16 protein-coding genes are annotated in these 16,599 nt (G+C 50.8%); 6 read left to right on the top strand and 10 right to left on the bottom strand.

Annotated elements, in window-relative coordinates:
- The first annotated feature begins 661 nt into the window (after window positions 1–661).
- Window positions 662–1,321 (top strand): helix-turn-helix domain-containing protein, encoded by a 660-nt coding sequence (locus tag EA462_RS02495; RefSeq protein WP_124176982.1) that lies wholly within the window; start codon window positions 662–664, stop codon window positions 1,319–1,321.
- A 66-nt stretch (window positions 1,322–1,387) separates the two neighbouring features.
- Window positions 1,388–1,756, top strand: a complete 369-nt coding sequence (locus tag EA462_RS02490; RefSeq protein WP_124176981.1) for a DUF7344 domain-containing protein — start codon at window positions 1,388–1,390, stop codon at window positions 1,754–1,756.
- 346 nt (window positions 1,757–2,102) lie between these two features.
- Here EA462_RS02490 and EA462_RS17865 read toward each other — a convergent pair whose 3' ends face one another.
- The 10 genes from EA462_RS17865 to EA462_RS02445 form a co-directional block, all read right to left on the bottom strand.
- Window positions 2,103–2,330 (bottom strand): hypothetical protein, encoded by a 228-nt coding sequence (locus EA462_RS17865; RefSeq protein ID WP_124176980.1) that lies wholly within the window; start codon window positions 2,328–2,330, stop codon window positions 2,103–2,105.
- 802 nt (window positions 2,331–3,132) lie between these two features.
- Complete coding sequence (locus EA462_RS02480; protein WP_124176979.1) at window positions 3,133–3,993, bottom strand: DUF6610 family protein; 861 nt, start codon at window positions 3,991–3,993, stop codon at window positions 3,133–3,135.
- A 41-nt stretch (window positions 3,994–4,034) separates the two neighbouring features.
- Complete coding sequence (locus EA462_RS02475; RefSeq protein WP_124176978.1) at window positions 4,035–4,361, bottom strand: DUF4326 domain-containing protein; 327 nt, start codon at window positions 4,359–4,361, stop codon at window positions 4,035–4,037.
- Window positions 4,362–4,548: 187 nt separating this feature from the next.
- On the bottom strand, window positions 4,549–4,728 hold the full coding sequence (locus EA462_RS17960; RefSeq protein WP_449289198.1) for a DUF7511 domain-containing protein: 180 nt from the start codon (window positions 4,726–4,728) through the stop codon (window positions 4,549–4,551).
- A gap of 22 nt (window positions 4,729–4,750) precedes the next feature.
- Window positions 4,751–4,987, bottom strand: coding sequence for a UPF0058 family protein (locus EA462_RS02470; RefSeq protein ID WP_124176977.1), 237 nt, complete (start codon window positions 4,985–4,987; stop codon window positions 4,751–4,753).
- Between the two features lie 234 nt (window positions 4,988–5,221).
- Window positions 5,222–5,656, bottom strand: a complete 435-nt coding sequence (locus tag EA462_RS02465; RefSeq protein WP_124176976.1) for a hypothetical protein — start codon at window positions 5,654–5,656, stop codon at window positions 5,222–5,224.
- Between the two features lie 234 nt (window positions 5,657–5,890).
- On the bottom strand, window positions 5,891–6,253 hold the full coding sequence (locus EA462_RS02460; protein ID WP_124176975.1) for a hypothetical protein: 363 nt from the start codon (window positions 6,251–6,253) through the stop codon (window positions 5,891–5,893).
- 237 nt (window positions 6,254–6,490) lie between these two features.
- A complete protein-coding gene (locus EA462_RS02455) occupies window positions 6,491–7,684 on the bottom strand; it encodes a type I restriction enzyme HsdR N-terminal domain-containing protein (RefSeq protein ID WP_124176974.1) in 1,194 nt (397 codons plus the stop codon).
- Between the two features lie 122 nt (window positions 7,685–7,806).
- On the bottom strand, window positions 7,807–8,775 hold the full coding sequence (locus EA462_RS02450) for a Kiwa anti-phage protein KwaB-like domain-containing protein (protein WP_124176973.1): 969 nt from the start codon (window positions 8,773–8,775) through the stop codon (window positions 7,807–7,809).
- Window positions 8,772–9,389, bottom strand: coding sequence for a hypothetical protein (locus tag EA462_RS02445; protein WP_124176972.1), 618 nt, complete (start codon window positions 9,387–9,389; stop codon window positions 8,772–8,774). Before EA462_RS02445 ends, EA462_RS02450 begins: the two co-directional genes overlap by 4 nt.
- Before the next feature lie 133 nt (window positions 9,390–9,522).
- Between EA462_RS02445 and EA462_RS02440 the strand changes: the two genes are divergently transcribed.
- From EA462_RS02440 to EA462_RS02425, 4 genes are read left to right on the top strand one after another with little or no spacing between them, the layout of a single operon-like run.
- Window positions 9,523–11,025, top strand: a complete 1,503-nt coding sequence (locus EA462_RS02440; RefSeq protein ID WP_124176971.1) for a type I restriction-modification system subunit M — start codon at window positions 9,523–9,525, stop codon at window positions 11,023–11,025.
- A complete protein-coding gene (locus tag EA462_RS02435) occupies window positions 11,018–12,409 on the top strand; it encodes a restriction endonuclease subunit S (RefSeq protein WP_124176970.1) in 1,392 nt (463 codons plus the stop codon). The genes EA462_RS02440 and EA462_RS02435 overlap by 8 nt, the downstream gene beginning before the upstream one ends.
- Window positions 12,402–15,392, top strand: a complete 2,991-nt coding sequence (locus EA462_RS02430; RefSeq protein ID WP_124176969.1) for a type I restriction endonuclease subunit R — start codon at window positions 12,402–12,404, stop codon at window positions 15,390–15,392. Before EA462_RS02435 ends, EA462_RS02430 begins: the two co-directional genes overlap by 8 nt.
- Entirely contained in the window at window positions 15,385–16,107 is a 723-nt protein-coding gene (locus tag EA462_RS02425; protein ID WP_124176968.1) for a M48 family metallopeptidase, read from the top strand. The genes EA462_RS02430 and EA462_RS02425 overlap by 8 nt, the downstream gene beginning before the upstream one ends.
- Window positions 16,108–16,599: the final 492 nt, after the last annotated feature.

Here is a 16,599-nt window from a genome sequence, read left to right as displayed (position 1 = left end):
TACGCGCTCGTAACGGGGAGTCCCGACGGGAGTGTGACCACACCAGGACGGTTCGGGCATGCGGCGCGTTGTGCCGTTCCCGGGCTGCCACTGGTCTGCTCAAATCCCCGAGGGAGTTTCGTCGACACGAGTCGCTCGCTACGCTCGCGAATTTGTGTCGACAGAACCGTTCTGACGGAGTCCAACGCGAACGAAGTGAGCGTTGGGCACGTCAGGACCGAACGACGAAGCGAGTGCTGAACATCGTGAAGCACTCGCGAGGAGTGAGCGTCCTGACGGAGATTTGAACTCCGGTCCCTGGCTCCGCAAGCCGCGAGTAACTTCGTTCCTCGCAACCCATAGTAGGAGGGCTGTACCCGGACCACAGCCGTCTTCAGGGAATTTTTCGACCGCGTCGTAATATAGGAAGGACTGACAGTATATAAAACCCACCTGCCTGGCTGTGGTGACAGGTTGTTCTGAAATAGTTGTGACCGGCCTATATGTGATGGCGAGTACAGAGGCTGTATGTAGCACGGCAGTTGTTTTTCATTCACTCGGAATCCCCTAAATGAGCTGAGAAAAATAGTCCACAAATCGATCGATCAAATCTGGTCTAACCTAACATTATACGTATCCGACTGAACCCGTCGGTTTTCCCCTTGGGGTCCGTTCTATTCGTATGCTGATTGCGACCTTCGAACTTGAACACGACGCTGTTGCTCTCACACAGGCGTTCACGGATGAACCAGAGATGAAGGTCGAAGCCGAGCGTATCGCTGCTCACAGCACGAAGTGGACAATGCCATGCCTCTGGGTTGCCAGCAATAATTTTGATACCGCTGATGAGGCCCTGTCGAACGATCCATCTATTAGACGAATCGTTGAGACAACATCGTTTGAGGAGGAGAAATACTATCACCTCGAATGGGCCGACGACGTTGAGGAGCGAGTGAACAAATACATCGACCAACAAGGATCAATCTTACACGCCGAAGCCACAGCTCATGGGTGGCAGCTGCGAATTCGGTTTGTCTCACGAGATCAATTCGACAGATTCCGTAAAAGGCTGACTGAACAGGACCATTCGTTCGAATTACTGGATCTTACCGAGCCGGGAAGCCCTCGAGTCTCGTTTGGCGAATTGACCCCTGCCCAACATAATGCCCTCGTAGCTGCACAGGAACATGGGTACTACGAAGTGCCACGTGAGATTTCAGCCCGCGAACTCGCAGAAAAACTCGATATATCTCACCAATCCCTCTCAGAACTACTCCGACGCGGTACTGGGAAGATAATTGAGTCCACGCTCTCAACTCAAGATGTACCAGCCGATATATAAGTCAATATTTAAAAGTCTTCCAAGGCAGGCACGATATTCATCCGTGTAACAGCATTAATAAAGATAATGAGTGATGATACACGGAGGAGTACGCAATCCTCGGAAGAAATGTTTGAGTCGATAGAAAACATATCTCCAGATACGGTCTTTGATCTTCTCTCCCATCGTCACCGTCGTATTGTCATTGAACTTTTGGTAGCCTCTGATGGGGTATTGACCATTCGTGATCTTCGGAATGAAATCATCGAAAAAGAACAAGGTGTGGAAATAACTGAGGGAGACAAAGAACAGATTGAGCAAGTTTTCATCTCGCTATATCACATCCACATCCCAAAACTGGCTGAGGAAGGAATCGTGAACTATGACCAAGAACGGACAGTTGTAGAACCGACGGAGAAACTGAGCAATCTGGTGCCATTCCTTTCTCAGTTGTAACTGATTTTTAGCTTGCACCTATCGATCCAAACCCTATATCCGTTTTTCATATACATACTACCTTATTTAAAAACAAGAAATTACTGTCCCTGAATTTGGAAATTATGAACAGCGGGAACAGAGCCATTCCTGCCACATTCCATCAGATCGGCCGTATTTAGCCGATCAGTCATTAAAACCAGAACGTATTTGCTCACAGCATGAGTCAAATTATGGGAAGGCTCGACTCGAGTTGTGTCTTCTGGTCGAATGTTCTTGGCGGGTCCCCTGGTCCGGGATCACCATTTCGAACTCAGTGCAAATATTGCTGGCAAAATGCAGAAAAGGAAGTAATCAGTTCAACTCGTTATTCCAATGGGGGCCGTAAGTCGTGGCCTCGAAAACCCATCGTCTCGCCAGAATCAAATTCAACCTGTAATAAGAACGAATCCTGATCATTCCCGGTCTCGTCTCCTGCATCGTCTTCCATTATCTCGACAACCTTCCCATGCCGACCGTGATACCGATCGTGATCGGGGTCCAGCTCGTCCGGTATATCAACGCGAACGCGGTCGCCTTCCGTGAATTGGGGCATCTGGTATCTACTAAATGAAGCCGCTCCTTTTTAGTTAGCTACGTTCCACCATCTCTGACCACTCACAACCGCACGAGTGGCAGGTATAACACTTCTTCACCTTCGCTCCTTCGTCTTTTTCGAACACCCATACATCGCTGTCGTCATCACATCGAGGACAGGTTTCCTCGACTCTCCATGCGGTTTCCATTATCAGTAGATAGCAGCACGATTTTTTATTCAGAACCGCCCCTGAAACTGAGTCGGATGATTCGTTAACTACGTGTGCTTACTGAACGAATTGGAGAAGGTATATAGTTAGCTAAATCAACATTAGCGTATGGGCAATCCCCCCGACAAACGCCTCTTTGTGATGTGCCTGATTTCATCTCTTACTGGCTTTATCGTGGGACGTACCTTCGGAACTAACTATGGTGGGGGACTATCACTATTCATCGCACTAGCAGTCTTTGCGGTACTGATGTTTGCTGACGGACACCTACAGTCTGCGTAAAGCATCGGTCACGACTTGCCCTATACTGAACGCGAGTTTCACAGTCAACTCTAAATAAAGAAACCGAACTACCAACTACTGTTATTATCGTCTCTTACGCAGGGTTGTTCTCAGCGGGAAGGCCCCGCAACCATGGACGCCGCCGCTTCCCGCTGATCCAAAGTAACTGCTCCACAATTCGTTATTGGACTGTGTTCAGATCCCCACCAACATCTAAAATGAGTGTTCGTTTCAGACCTCCCACACTGGCTTCACCCTAAGTGATGGACAACGGTATATATAGGGGGTGGGGGTGGGTGAAGATAGGTATCAGTAGAACGCTGCCCGACCCGGAAACGGAACTCGATCGCCATCACCCAACGTATCGCTTGGCGGCCACGGATTCTCGTTCGGGTCAATCTGATCTTCAATCGCTTCCAACTCTATCGGATACTTGATGTGTAACCACCGATCGGGGATCTCCCCACGGGTCAGCAATTCCTCGCGTTCCTGTTCCGGGAGTTCGGTACCAGCGGGAAGCGCCCGCGCCCTCTCCTGCCCGAACACCGAAACGCCACCGTTCCAGAATCGGTTCATCCCATCAATGCTGGCCTCGAGCGACCCGTAGAATCCGAGAGTGTCTTTGTGCCAACCGCCCTCGTTCCAGAATCCACCACGGTACGCAGCCTTCACGATCGACGCCGTGTCCACCGACCGGACGTTCACGTAGTGCTTGAAGTCGGCGTGACGAACCGGGCTGCCACCGAGTAGGTGAACCTGTTCGCAATTCCGGTACTCCCAGATCGACCACGGCACGCCGCCGAACCGATCCTGGCACGGAATTCCAATGCGATAATCGTCACCCACGTCCTCGGGGTGCGCGTCCTTGGGGACGACAATTACAACGCCCGCGTGCGAGTCTAACTGATCGGCGTACTCAAGAACAGTGGAAACATCTCGCCCGTTCTCAACGTCCGGAGCGACCGCGTACATCGGCTTTTCCTCTTTCACGACCTGTAGGTGGTCCTCGAACGATTGCTCACCGTCTTTCGAGAACGGCCAGTCCACGAAATCAATCGGAACGTCGGCGGGTGGCCGGGTGTTGTCGCTTTCCATCCCGACCAGACCACCACCGCGATAGATCGCCCACGACGCTTCCTCGCCACCGTTGACCGTGGAGATTACGTCCACGTTCTGTCCCGTAGGATTGTAACGGGCCGACGCCGGGACACTCATAGAGACTCCAGGTACAGCTCGTTGATCTTGGAAACGATTACGTCACCGTGGCACTCCTGGTGATCGAAGCAGTAGCAGCCCAACGTCTTTCCGTACAGACTCACCAACTTCGCCCGGAAAACTGGGTTGCCCTCGACCATCCAACCGAGATCGCGTTCGAATAGCTCGATACACTTCTCGCGTCCGTAGTGAGACTCCTTGTAAGGGTTGCCCAGCCACCCGGTCACGCCGATCGGGACGCCGCCCATGTTCGTCTCACCGTTCTGACCGCGACCGATATACACATCGTGCGGTTCCGACTTGTGGACTCTCTCTGTTGTCATTGGAATTCTCCGAGTAAGGTCTGCCCGCCACCCTGCGGGGTGGGTTGTTCGTCCGCCGCTTCCCGCTGTTGAGACTCTATCTGATCCGATTCTTCAGATTCTGGCTGATCGGAGCGAAGGCTCGATTTGATGATCGGCCAGTGGTATTCCCAGTTTGGGAATTATAGTCAGTTCGCTCGTCGCTCTGTTACTGCATATCTTCTAAGCAGGTGTAATCACCGTCCTTCGCAAGAACCCACATCGTTTCCAGTTTTTCGTCCGTTGCGTTTGATGGATACAGAACGCACTCGTTGGCCGAGTATGGGTTTTCTATCACGACGGCACTTATGCTACTTTGATCCAGCTCCTCCTCAAAAGTGGGCGTCATAATATTGACGTGATGATTGATATTACATTGTCATCTCCTTTTCCGGCGGTGGATCGCGCTTTATTGAGTGTCGGATGCCCTTTAGCAATAGGCGAATCCCATCTTCGTGCGCGTCTTGAGGACGGTGGATGTAATCCGGACGAACGTTTTTCGAATCATATTCCGAGAACGCCCCAGCAGGTACCTTGTCCTGGTCCTCGAGTTCGACGCGCACCTCGTACAGCAACGCATGAAGATGTGTGAGTTCTTGCGAATTCATAGTGTGGTCCAGCACAGCACTGTCCATAAATGATTGCGCGGGTACAATTGGGTGTGACAATGTGAGTAAACTACACCCACGTCATATCCGAAGCGTCCATTTCCTTTATTACGCTATCGTCACAGTAACACGAATAGCAATACCAATCTTTGAACAACTTGTATTCCGGGTACAACATTTTCCGATCGTTACAACCGTAGCACTTTGCGAATCTTCCTTTCTTGTTCGTCATAATCACATGAAGGCCGCCAGTCCGGTCTGAGATTGGCCTTTTATGGCCGCCTTGGTATCAACGCCCACCGCTTGCAGGATCTCATCCAGGGGCTTCTCAATCAGCTTGTTAGTCATGGCCGCCGCGTCGATCTTCAGATCCGATCTATACTCAGCTGGAAGCGCCGACAATTCCTCGAAACTGATTACGTCTACCATCTCCGCGTCCTCGCCCTCTCCCAAGCAGATCGTTGGTTGCAGGTAGACCCGCTTTGGCTTGGAGTTGATTCCAATATCGGTGCCCGACATGGTGTTCATGTAACGAGCGCCCCGAACGTGGGCACCTTCAATCGCGTAGTCTTCCAACTCCTTTCCAATCCCACCAGGAATTCCAATTACCTCGAGGTCGGCGTTCACTGGGTCGATCTGGTCCGCCGCGTCGGAGATTAGTTCCATCATGAAAAATTCAAGGTCCGCGATTCAGCGGACCTTCACAGTGATCTCCATGGGTAGTCTGGACTCTATACTTTCAGCAAGCGACTTTTCCCGGCTCCCATGACTTGCTACCGGCATTTCTGGGTCAGTCCGAAGGGATTGATCGGACAGTAGTCGAATCTCCCCGAACATCCTCAGGAACAGGTTTTTTCACCCCGATCGAGAGCTGTCCCTCGAGAAGTGCAGGGATTCAGCTCATCAACTACCGTCCCAGTCGTGGGTCACATCTGGGTCATACGTCTCTTTATCGAATTGTTCCCAAGGATTCAGATAGACTCCGCCTTCTACGATCTCCTGGTATTCCAACTCGAGCATGAGGTTATTCCACCTTTCTTCGATTGTGCTGCCGGGTTGCTCTCGAAGAACGCTGGGTAGATCGTCAGTGAGCAGACTCCATTCGTGTTGTTCCTCTTGTCTGTTCCCGTCAAAGAGTCCCTCATATTCCGGATCAGAAGCGAACCAACGCACTAACGCTGTGATCCGAAGATTACGTTTCTCAGCGGTTCCAAATTCATCTTCAAGTTGTTCCACCATGCGTCCAGCCCAGTCAGATGCTCCCATGGCAGAGCAAATCTCCTGTCGGGTAAAACCGTTAGGGATTGCCTTGAGATTCCTCTCAAAGTTCCCGAGTCCGAGACTCTGTCCACTCACGTTCCGAGTTTCTTCGGATCTCACGGCTCGTCAGAAGGGTTTTCCGACCAGACCTAAGGGAACGATCGTCCGCTGATCAGATCGCTTCGTGAAACTCAGAATCGCTATTTCCTGGGCTACTCAAATCAAGACCCACTCTCTAAGTGACTAAAAGAGGTCGTCAGTTGTCTCTGCCTCTCTCAGCTTACCAAGCGTCGTATCACGGCGAGATTGAGGATACTTAGATTCAAATGGTATCGGATCCTCCAGTTCGTAGAACGTATGATTTTGAAATTTAATCACTTTCTTCCCTTCCCCAACGTAATCCCTATCCAGATAATCTAACGGATCACGCTCTAAGTCTGCTTCCTCCGGATCTACAATCTCATCAACCTCTGCGAAGTATTTGACTACGCTCTCACCGCCTGTGATATACATCGCAATGTAATCCATATCTCGCCCCACCCTGACGAAGGCCCATGCTGCGTTCTCCTTCAAAAAAGTGAGACCAGATTCTTTAGAAGCATAGACTGCGACTGTTGCATCTTCGTCACCATCGATCTCGTCACGAGTAATGGTTCCGACGACTTTGTTCTGACGAGGCTGTAGTTCACCATCCTCATCTGGTTCTTCTCTTGGTGGACTCGGTGGTGGTTCATCGGTTCCAGCTGGCGGATCTTCGCTAACGAACTGACGTTGCTCCTGAAGCGCAGAAGCCAGATTCTGAACGAAATCTCGAGACTGTTCGTCCAAATCCAGCGGGACTTCTCCGAGTTCGCTCTCGACTGCCGAACTCACTGTCTCTGTTACGTCGTCCTCGTTCTGGTTGAGATACCGGATCGCCTCGTTCGTCTGCGCTACCTGACCAGCAATCTCATCCGCCTTCCCAGACCGGATCGCCTCCTTTGAAAGCAACTCCAGCACATCCGGGTTCTCGGCGAGATCGTCAAGATCGAATTGTACCACCGATACCTCCTCTCCATCGTTGCTATACTGATCCTTTGTGAGAACCTCGAACTCCTTCCCGTTGGTGAGAATACCCCAGTCTACATCGAGTTCCTGTCGCATGTAGCTCTTGAGCTGTGTGACGTGCTGTGAACTAAGGCCCGAACTGGCCGCTTTTGCTTCGACAAAGACAACCGGAGAGTCACCGACGAGAAGGGCGTAGTCAACATGTGTACTTCCAGATGCCATCGGAACCGTGTACTCAAGTTCAACCTCTGTTGAATACAGATCCCATCCGAGAAGTTCGAGCAGCGGTTGAACGAGTCGAACTTTGGTGTTCTGCTCGTTCATTTGTGGAGAGGCCTCGAGCAACTGTTGTGACCGCTCAACGTACTCCGCCACCTCATCCGAGTCCATATATGGCAGCAGTTGGAATACCAACTACAAATAATCGGGTGGAAGGTTCAGGAGTGTAAATCGTGTTCGCCACAGAATCCTAATAGTTGAACAACCTCTTGCCTACTGAGTATCATAAGAAATCAGTCCATGATTCGTTTGCTCTCAATTTCCAAGCGCGCGTCAGGAATTAGCTCTGCCTCAGCGTAGTCTGAATTGAGAAGTCGAAGTAACTTCCATATATCCGTGTACTCCTCTATATCAAGTTCAATAAACCCATTTTTCTTCCGGTATTGAACTTCAATATCATACTTGTCAATAACCATTTTAATACGATCAGGTGTCGCGTATGTTGGGATTTCATTTTCGTGTACAGTGTATAGTTTCCTCAACACACGAATGTCTCCGTTTATCATCCAGTCGTCCGTGATTTTGGATTTCGAAAATCGGATGCCAGAGTCCTCAAAATTGCTGATTACTGTTTCAGCTTTTTGTTCATATTCGTCTCGCATCTCAAACATCTTTTCGAAAGATTTTGGAGTCATCACAAAGAGCTGATCTTCAAAATAAATCGCATTCAGTGCTTCTGGCACTATCAGTAAATCGCTCTCAAATTTGGAATAGACCGCATCTCTATACAGTAGGGGAATGCCACTTTTCGAGGCGTCATAAGTTTTGAGTGATCGGTGGTTTTGAATACCGATTAAGTGCTTCTTCCCATCTGATACCTTTATCAACTGGAAGTCCGGTGGATCATTCTTATCGTATTTTGTTGTTGGATACGTGGAATCCGAAGTAAGTGATCTGAATAACTCAGTATCTGGCAACTCATCTATAGTTGCATGCTGAATCAACGATTCATCTGTAACTGTATTTATAGCACTCAGGTTGCGGATCCCAACCGACCCATCACGAACTTTATCGATATAGCTCGTAAGTACGTCTGCAAACAGCTTTTCAAGTTCGTTCTGGACTGTTTTTCGAAATTCCAGTGTTTGAATTTCCGGACCAGTTTCCCGTTTGTGTACTAATAAATAATCAGTAGAGGTGTTTCCTTGGACAAATTCACGTGCGTTCTTTAGGGTGTCAGCCGCATCATTTTGAGTAGTCATTGGTCGTGAGAGGTCATGTAGGTGTTTGGGCCAAGCTGAATTATTTCGATATTTCGATACTCTGGTTCCTTGACACCCCTTTGTGATTCAGGGATTTTTATACTTTCCCTAATGTCATCTCGAGAGATAACTAACAACGTCTGGTTCTTACTCTCTACTTCATACACTCTGTACCCCCCTAATCCCAGAATTGGGTTCACATGCAGCATCTCTGAATTCATTTGGAGTACCGCTAACATCCCGAGAAACAAAATCAATATTAGCCAATCACCCAAATCAGAGAAGTTCAACCCTATAAATACGAAGACATAAGCCAGGAGATAACTCGAAAGGAGTTCGTTTCGTTGTTTGAAATGGTCACACCGCCAATCTTCTGTTCGATGGCCACTGTGGTGCCATATTATGAACATTAGGACGAGGATGAGCAGAATAGAGGAAGCAAGAAGAATAATACTGGCCAACGAAATATCAAACCCAACTGAAACAAGAGGGAGTTCAATATCGCCCCAAATAATTGGTTGTCTGGAACTGAGTTCAATTGATAGTATAATGAACAGAGGAACATAAGAACTCAAAAACAGTGTTAGCTTGACCAACAATCCAAATTGTACCATCCCTGTATCTCCTCTATGAGCGGAATTCGTTCTTATCTATGTTTTCGAACAGAATCCGTTTTCGTTTCAAATTGTCGATGGCGCTCAGCCTATTACCATGAACTCTATGTGCTTTGGATAAATTTGATTGGGTATGACTCTCTCGCCGGATAAACTGGAATCACACCTGTTTGAGTGTGCTGATATAATTCGGGACGCCGTTGACCCGACCGACTACAAGGAGTATATCCTGCCACTCGTCTACTACAAGTCGATCTCTGACGAGTTCGAGAAACAGTACGCCGAGAACGTTGACGAATACGGCGAGGACTTTGCTCGCCGACAAAACCTCTACGACATTCCAGTTGTTCCCGAGGGCTACCTATGGGACGATCTCCGATCGGTTAGCGACAACGTTGACCAAGCTCTGAACGAAGCGTTCGAGGCATTGACCGAAGAAAACCCCAGCCTGAAGGGTCTCTTTCGCGCGGACTACATTGACGCCGACGCACTGGACGACGATCGGCTCGGCAAACTGGTTGAGCACCTCAACAAGTACGATCTCGATCGGGACAGCATCCCGCCGGACATGCTCGGAGAGGCGTACATGGACCTGGTGCGCCACTTTGCAGAGGAAGAAGGCAAGTCCGGCGGGCAGTTCTTCACGCCGCCCCACATCGTCAACCTGTGCGTACGACTCGTCGATGAGTTTGAGGACGGCCACACCTTCCACGATCCCACCGTCGGTTCCGGCGGGATGCTAACTGAGGCCGCACGGTACTACCTCGAAGAACAAGACGGCGATCCTGCGAAGCTGACGTTCACTGGCCAGGAAATCAACCCCGATATTGCGGCGATCGCCAGAATGAACCTATCTATTCACGGATTGAACGGGACCATTGAGCGCGAGGATTCGCTTTCGAACCCAGCGTTCACCAATGAGGACGACAACGAACTCACGCGGTTCGATCGGGTTCTTGCCAACTTCCCGTTCTCGGCAAATTGGGACAAGGACGGTCTACAGGACGATCCGTACGACCGGTTCGACTGGCATGAGAAACTGCCTCGAGCCGATCGGGGTGATTTCGCCTTCATTATGCATATGGCGAAACAGTTGAAGACGCCCGAAAAAGATGGAAACGGCGGGAAGGCGGCGATAGTCATTCCACACGGTGTGCTGTTCCGTAAGCACGAAAGTCGGTATCGGAAGCCGATGCTGGAGGCGGATATGGTCGAGGCGATCGTTGGGCTGCCAGAGAATTTGTTCCAAAACAACTCGATTCCCTCTGCTGTCCTCGTGTTGAATACTGACAAGCCTGCCGAGCGTGAGGGGGAGGTGCAGTTCATCCACGCTGCCGACGAAGCGTTCTACGAGGAGTTATCGAACCAGAACGAACTCACCGAGGGGGGACTCGACCACATCGTCGAGAACTTCCGCAACTGGACGACCGAGGAGCGTGTGAGTCGGACGGTGTCGATCGAGGAGATCAAAGAGAACGACTACAACCTGAATATTGCGCTCTACGTGGATACGACTGAGCCCGAGGAGGAGATCAACGTAAAGGAGGAACTGGCAAAATTGCGTGAGTTGCAAGATGAGCGGGACGCGATCGAGTCTCAGATGAGTCAGCATATGGAGGCATTGAACTATGAGTGAACAGCGGACACTTGACGAAATCTCGGAAGGTACTTCGATAGAATCCGATGAGGTGAGGTCGAGCCTTGATGAGACTTCCCTGGGAGAAATTCCTAAGGACTGGCAACAAGTCAGGCTCAAAGATGTTATACATGAATCAAACTACGGGGCCGCTGAATCAGCGGAGGATTTTGACCCCGGAAATCCACGTTATGTCCGCATAACAGACATTAACACCCGTGGCCGATTGAAATCACATACAAAAGTTAGTTTGTCGAAAGAGAAAGCGGATGGGTATCTACTTAAAAAAGGTAACCTTCTATTCGCTCGTAGTGGTGCGTCTGTCGGGAAGACGTACTTGTATCGCCAGCAGGATGGCGACTGTGTTTATGCTGGGTATCTTATAAACCACCATATAAATACAGATTTGGCAAATCCAGAATTTCTCTATCAATACACAGATTCACCGAACTATGACAGCTGGGTTGCCAGAATACAGCGAACAGGTGCACAACCAAACATCAATGCCCAAGAGTATGGTAATCTCTTAATCCCATATCCACCACTCCCCGAACAGCGCAAAATCGCCACCATCCTCTACACCGTTGACCAAGCGATAGAGAAGACCGAGGAAATCATTGACAAATTGGAGATGGTCCGACGAGGAACAGAGCAAGATTTGCTTTCAAGGGGGATTCTTGAGGACGGGTCGTTACGGTCAGAGGAAAATATTGAATACAAAAGTAGTTGGGTTGATGAAGTCCCGGAAGATTGGGTTGTTCAACCATACAGTGAATTGATTTCGGATTCCTCAGTTGGTATCGTTGTCAAGCCTACTCAGTACTATGACGAAGCAGGAGAAGTCCCCATTCTTCGCTCAAAAGACATTTCTCGAGATGGCATCGTTAATGGGGATTTTGAGTATATGACTCAAGAATCGAATGAAGAAAATTCGAATAGCCAATTAGAGGCAGGCGATGTTATTACGGTTCGATCGGGAGAGCCTGGGCTTTCGTGCGTAGTTTCACCTGAGTTTGATGGTTCAAACTGTGCCGATCTGCTAATTTCAACGCCAGGAGATAACCTTGACCCACACTACGCCGCAATGTGGATCAATTCGCGGGCAGGAAGAAAGCAAATAGATCGCTTCCAAGCGGGACTGGCTCAAAAACACTTCAACCTCGGTGCACTTAGGAAATTGAGAGTCGCTGTTCCACCAATTGAGGAACAACAACGAATTGTCGAGAGTGTTTCCTCAATAACGGAGTCAATCGATAGAGAGCATCAATATAAAACTCGCCTCCAATGCCTCAAGCAAGGTCTTATGCAAGACCTCCTTTCGGGAACAGTAAGAACGGCCGACACTAACATAGCGGTGCCCGACGAAATCGCACAACATGGTTAGCATCCCGTCCGAAGCCGGAGTCGAACGATCGCTACTCGCATGGCTCGACGGCATCGGATGGGAAACGCACGGTCAAGACGGTGGTCGAGGTGCGAACGTTCTCGACGACGCTTATGATCGCCGAAGCAACGAGGTCGTCTACTGGAACCTGCTGGCCGAACAGGTGATCTCACTCAACGACGAAATTACCGAGGATAACGTCGGGAAGTTCATTTCCTCGCTCAAACGCGATCTCGATGCCGAGAACCTGATGGATGGCAACCGCGAGTTCCACCAGCTGCTCACGAAGGGCAAGACGTTCTCGGTCCAGCGCAACGACGGCTCAACCGAGACGGTCTACGTCGATCTGATCGATCACGAGGTACTCGAGAACAACCTTTTCCACGCTGTGAATCAGTTCTCCGTCTCTCGAGGCACGACGATCCGGCCGGACGTGAACCTGTTCGTCAATGGGATTCCGATCGTGACGATGGAACTGAAAGGGACGACGCAGGATAACGACTGGCACGACGCCGTCAGGGATCTCTTGGCCTACGAGGACGACATACCCCGGTTGTTTACCCCCGGCTTGTTCAACGTCGCTGCCGACACGATGGAACTGCGCTACGGAGCCGTTGGCGCACCGAAGGAGTTCTACGAACCGTGGAACGACGCACCTCCAGAGTACGCCGAGGACAACGAGAACAAGCAGGCGATACAGGCGTTGTGCAACCCCGAAACGATCCTCGATCTGCTGAAGAACTTCGTTTTCTACGAGCGACGAGCTGGCGGTGACGCGAAGATCGTCCCGCGCTATATGCAGTACTACGCCGTGAATGCGATCCTCGATCGCGTCCGCGACGGTATCCACAAGAAGGGGCTGATCTGGCACACCCAGGGGTCCGGCAAGTCGTTCACGATGCTCTACGCAGCTGAGAACCTGCTCTCACGCGACGTAGCCAGTAACCCACAGGTGTTCATCATCGTCGATACGGACAAGCTCAACAGCCAGATGCGGGACCAGCTGGCGAACCTCACTCTCGAGCAGTGGACGGAAGCCGAGAGCATCGATCACCTTCAGGAACTCATCGAGGACGGCCAGAGCCAACTTGTTCTGACGACAATCCATAAATTCGAGAGCGTCGATCCGGACGTACAGGGCAACGATGAGGCGATCGTCATGTCCGACGAAGCCCACCGATTCATGGAGGGCGGACTTGGCAGTCGGCTTGACAGTGCACTCGAAGGGGCCTCCCACTTCGGGTTTACCGGCACACCAGTTCAAGAGGGAAAACGCAACGCATCCGATGCAAAGGAACTGGCGAAACGCAATACACTACGCGAGTTCTGTCCTGAAGGCGAGGACTATCTGCACCGCTACTCGGTCAAACAGGGCATTGATGACGGCCTGATTCTCCCTGTGTACTTCACGCTCAGACACGAGATGGAGTGGAACATCGACGAGGCGGGGCTTGATGAGCGGTTCGAACACGAGTTCCGTGGCAAGACGACGGACGAAAAACGTGAACTGATCCGGCAAAGCGTTACTGCAATTGAACTCGCACAAATCGAACCGCGAGTCGATCGGGCCGTCGAAGAAATCGATCAGCACTACGACGAACACGTTGCGCCAAACAGCTGGAAGGGGATGGTCGTCACACCCAGTCGTGAATCAGCAGCGATGTACGGCGAGCGACTCATCGAAAAACGTGGCGAGGACGATGTTGAAGTTCTCTACACAGCGACCAACGATGATCCTGATCTGATCAAGCAGTTCCACACAGATTCCGAAGAACGCGATCAGATCGTCAAAGCGTTCAAACAGACCGACGAGGAAGCCGAAACGACGACACCGAAACTGCTGGTCGTCCACAACATGCTGTTAACGGGCTTCGATGCTCCGATTTTGAAAACGATGTATTTGGATCGGAACCTGAAGAACCACAATCTCATGCAGGCGATCGCGCGAACGAACCGGCCTGCCGATGGCAAAGAGAACGGTGAGATCGTGGACTTCCAGGGCGTCTTCGAGAACATCGACGAGGCACTCGACTACGACGCCGAGACGAAAGCCTACGCTGCCCGTGACAAGGATGAGCTGTTCGACGACCTCGTTGACCAGGTGGAGATGGTCATGGGTATCTTCGATGGAATTCCGAAAGACGACACCCAAGAAGCAACCTACGAAGCCGTCGAGCGGATCAGTACGCATCCGGAACGCCGCGAGTTCAAGCAGGGCTTCCGACGGCTCGAAAATCTCTACGAAGCTGTTGCACCTGATGGACGCCTCGTCAGCGAGGGGATCGACCGCCAGTACAAATGGCTCAATCGGATTCAAGTCGCGTTCAAGCGCACGACAGCGGGCGACGATGCCCCTGAAAACGATATGCGCGAGAAGACCCGCGACATTATTGAGAATCACGTCGAAATCGGGGAGATCAAGCGAGACTTTCCGACGTACAAACTCGGCGAAGAATACCTCGAAGACGTAGAAGGATTAGACAACCCCGGCGTGAAAGCGTCTCAGATCGCCCACGCAACTCGTGAACACTTGCACCCTCGGGAGAACCAAAACCCGCGCTACAAGCGTCTCAGCGAGCGTGTCACGGACGTAGTCGAACGTTGGCAGGGAGACGAAATAAGCGACCCAGAAGCCGTCGAAGCACTGAAATCGGTCGAAGACGAGATATTGGGAGTCGAAGAAGAAGCCGAGGAGCAAGGGATGGAGGAAGCCAAGTTCGCGATCTATACCCATCTCACAGAGGAAACGCCTGACGCGACCGATTCCGAGGAACACGCCGAAGCGATCGCAGGCGAAATCGTTTCACAGTTCCGCGATCGGGTCGATCGTGATTACAACGGATGGAAGACGAACCAGCAGACGATCTCTGAGATCGAACACATCCTGTTGGATGTACTGGTTGTGAACCACGATTGCAGTCAGCTGATTAACGACGAATTCGTAGATACTGTTCGGGGCTACCTCGTGCAGAATCATGGCTGACCCAGAATCTCGAGAGATTGAGCTGTTGGGAAACAGCATTGAGTACACTGTCCGCTGCAGCTCCGAAGCAACCGAGCCACGAATAGACGTAGACATACACGGAGTCACAGTTGTCATCCCGGATTCCGGGGAGACTCGACCACCAGAGCTACTTCGAGAGAATGCGGCATGGGTCCTCGAGAAGAATCGAAAGTACGATTCATACCGGAAGCAGGTTCCGGAACGCCGGTTCAACGAGGGTGAGACGTTTCCATATCTTGGGGAGCAACACGAAGTCGTAGTCGAAAAGCGTCCATCATCCGACGTTGCTGATGGTACACTTCTATTGGCAAAGCACCACGTCGAAGATACGTCAGTGAAACGCGCTCTGGAAACACTGTATCGGCGGAAGGCTCGAGAGTGGTTTGAGGAATGGGCCGATCAATATGCAGCGGAGATGGGGGTCGAATACGAACAGATCGAGATCCGGAACCAACGCACTAAATGGGGGAGTTGCTCAACAACGGGAACCCTCGGATTGAATTGGCGACTAATGATGGCCCCGCAAGACGTAATTGATTACATTGTCGTCCACGAACTCGCTCACCTCCGTGAGTCAAACCATTCGGAGGAGTTCTGGTCACTGGTTGCAGAACATGATCCAGAGTACAAGAAGCACGCAGAGTGGCTGGAAGCGAATAGCACTCAGTTGATTTTCTCGAAAGAAGATCTGTGACAGCGGTCTCGTTTCGCTCAATGGCAGTCTCTGTTTGTTCAACTGGTGACTTTTTTCGCCTCTCACAAGGTGTAGCAGCCAGCTGTAGGCTACCCGAAAGGGAATAACCGGGGACAGTCAAAAGTCGGTCTCCAATTGTTAGACGGTAAGATTTTCTATTTATATACTCATCGCGGGTTCAACACACTGAACCCGACGCAGTGTGTCGGTTCTCGCACCATAACATAGTTGGTTTTTTTATGGGTAACACAACCGATAGGGGACACTGTACACGACCCTGAGAGGGAACACTGGTAACTGATACTGAATACAGACGAAGGGGGTCTGGGGGAAACAGCGAGTAGCCAGATATTGTCTGTACTATGACTCGGGAAAATCTGAACACGAACAACGCGTCTTCAGGTATTCTGAGTGCTATGAGTCATAGAGACAATTTGGATGGCTCAGTGCCCGACACGCGGCGAGAAAATCCCACTTTTGACACCAGCGGGA

Source organism: Natrarchaeobius halalkaliphilus, assembly GCF_003841485.1.
Taxonomy (GTDB): Archaea; Halobacteriota; Halobacteria; order Halobacteriales; family Natrialbaceae; genus Natrarchaeobius; species Natrarchaeobius halalkaliphilus.
This window is presented reverse-complemented; position numbering and strand designations above follow the sequence as displayed.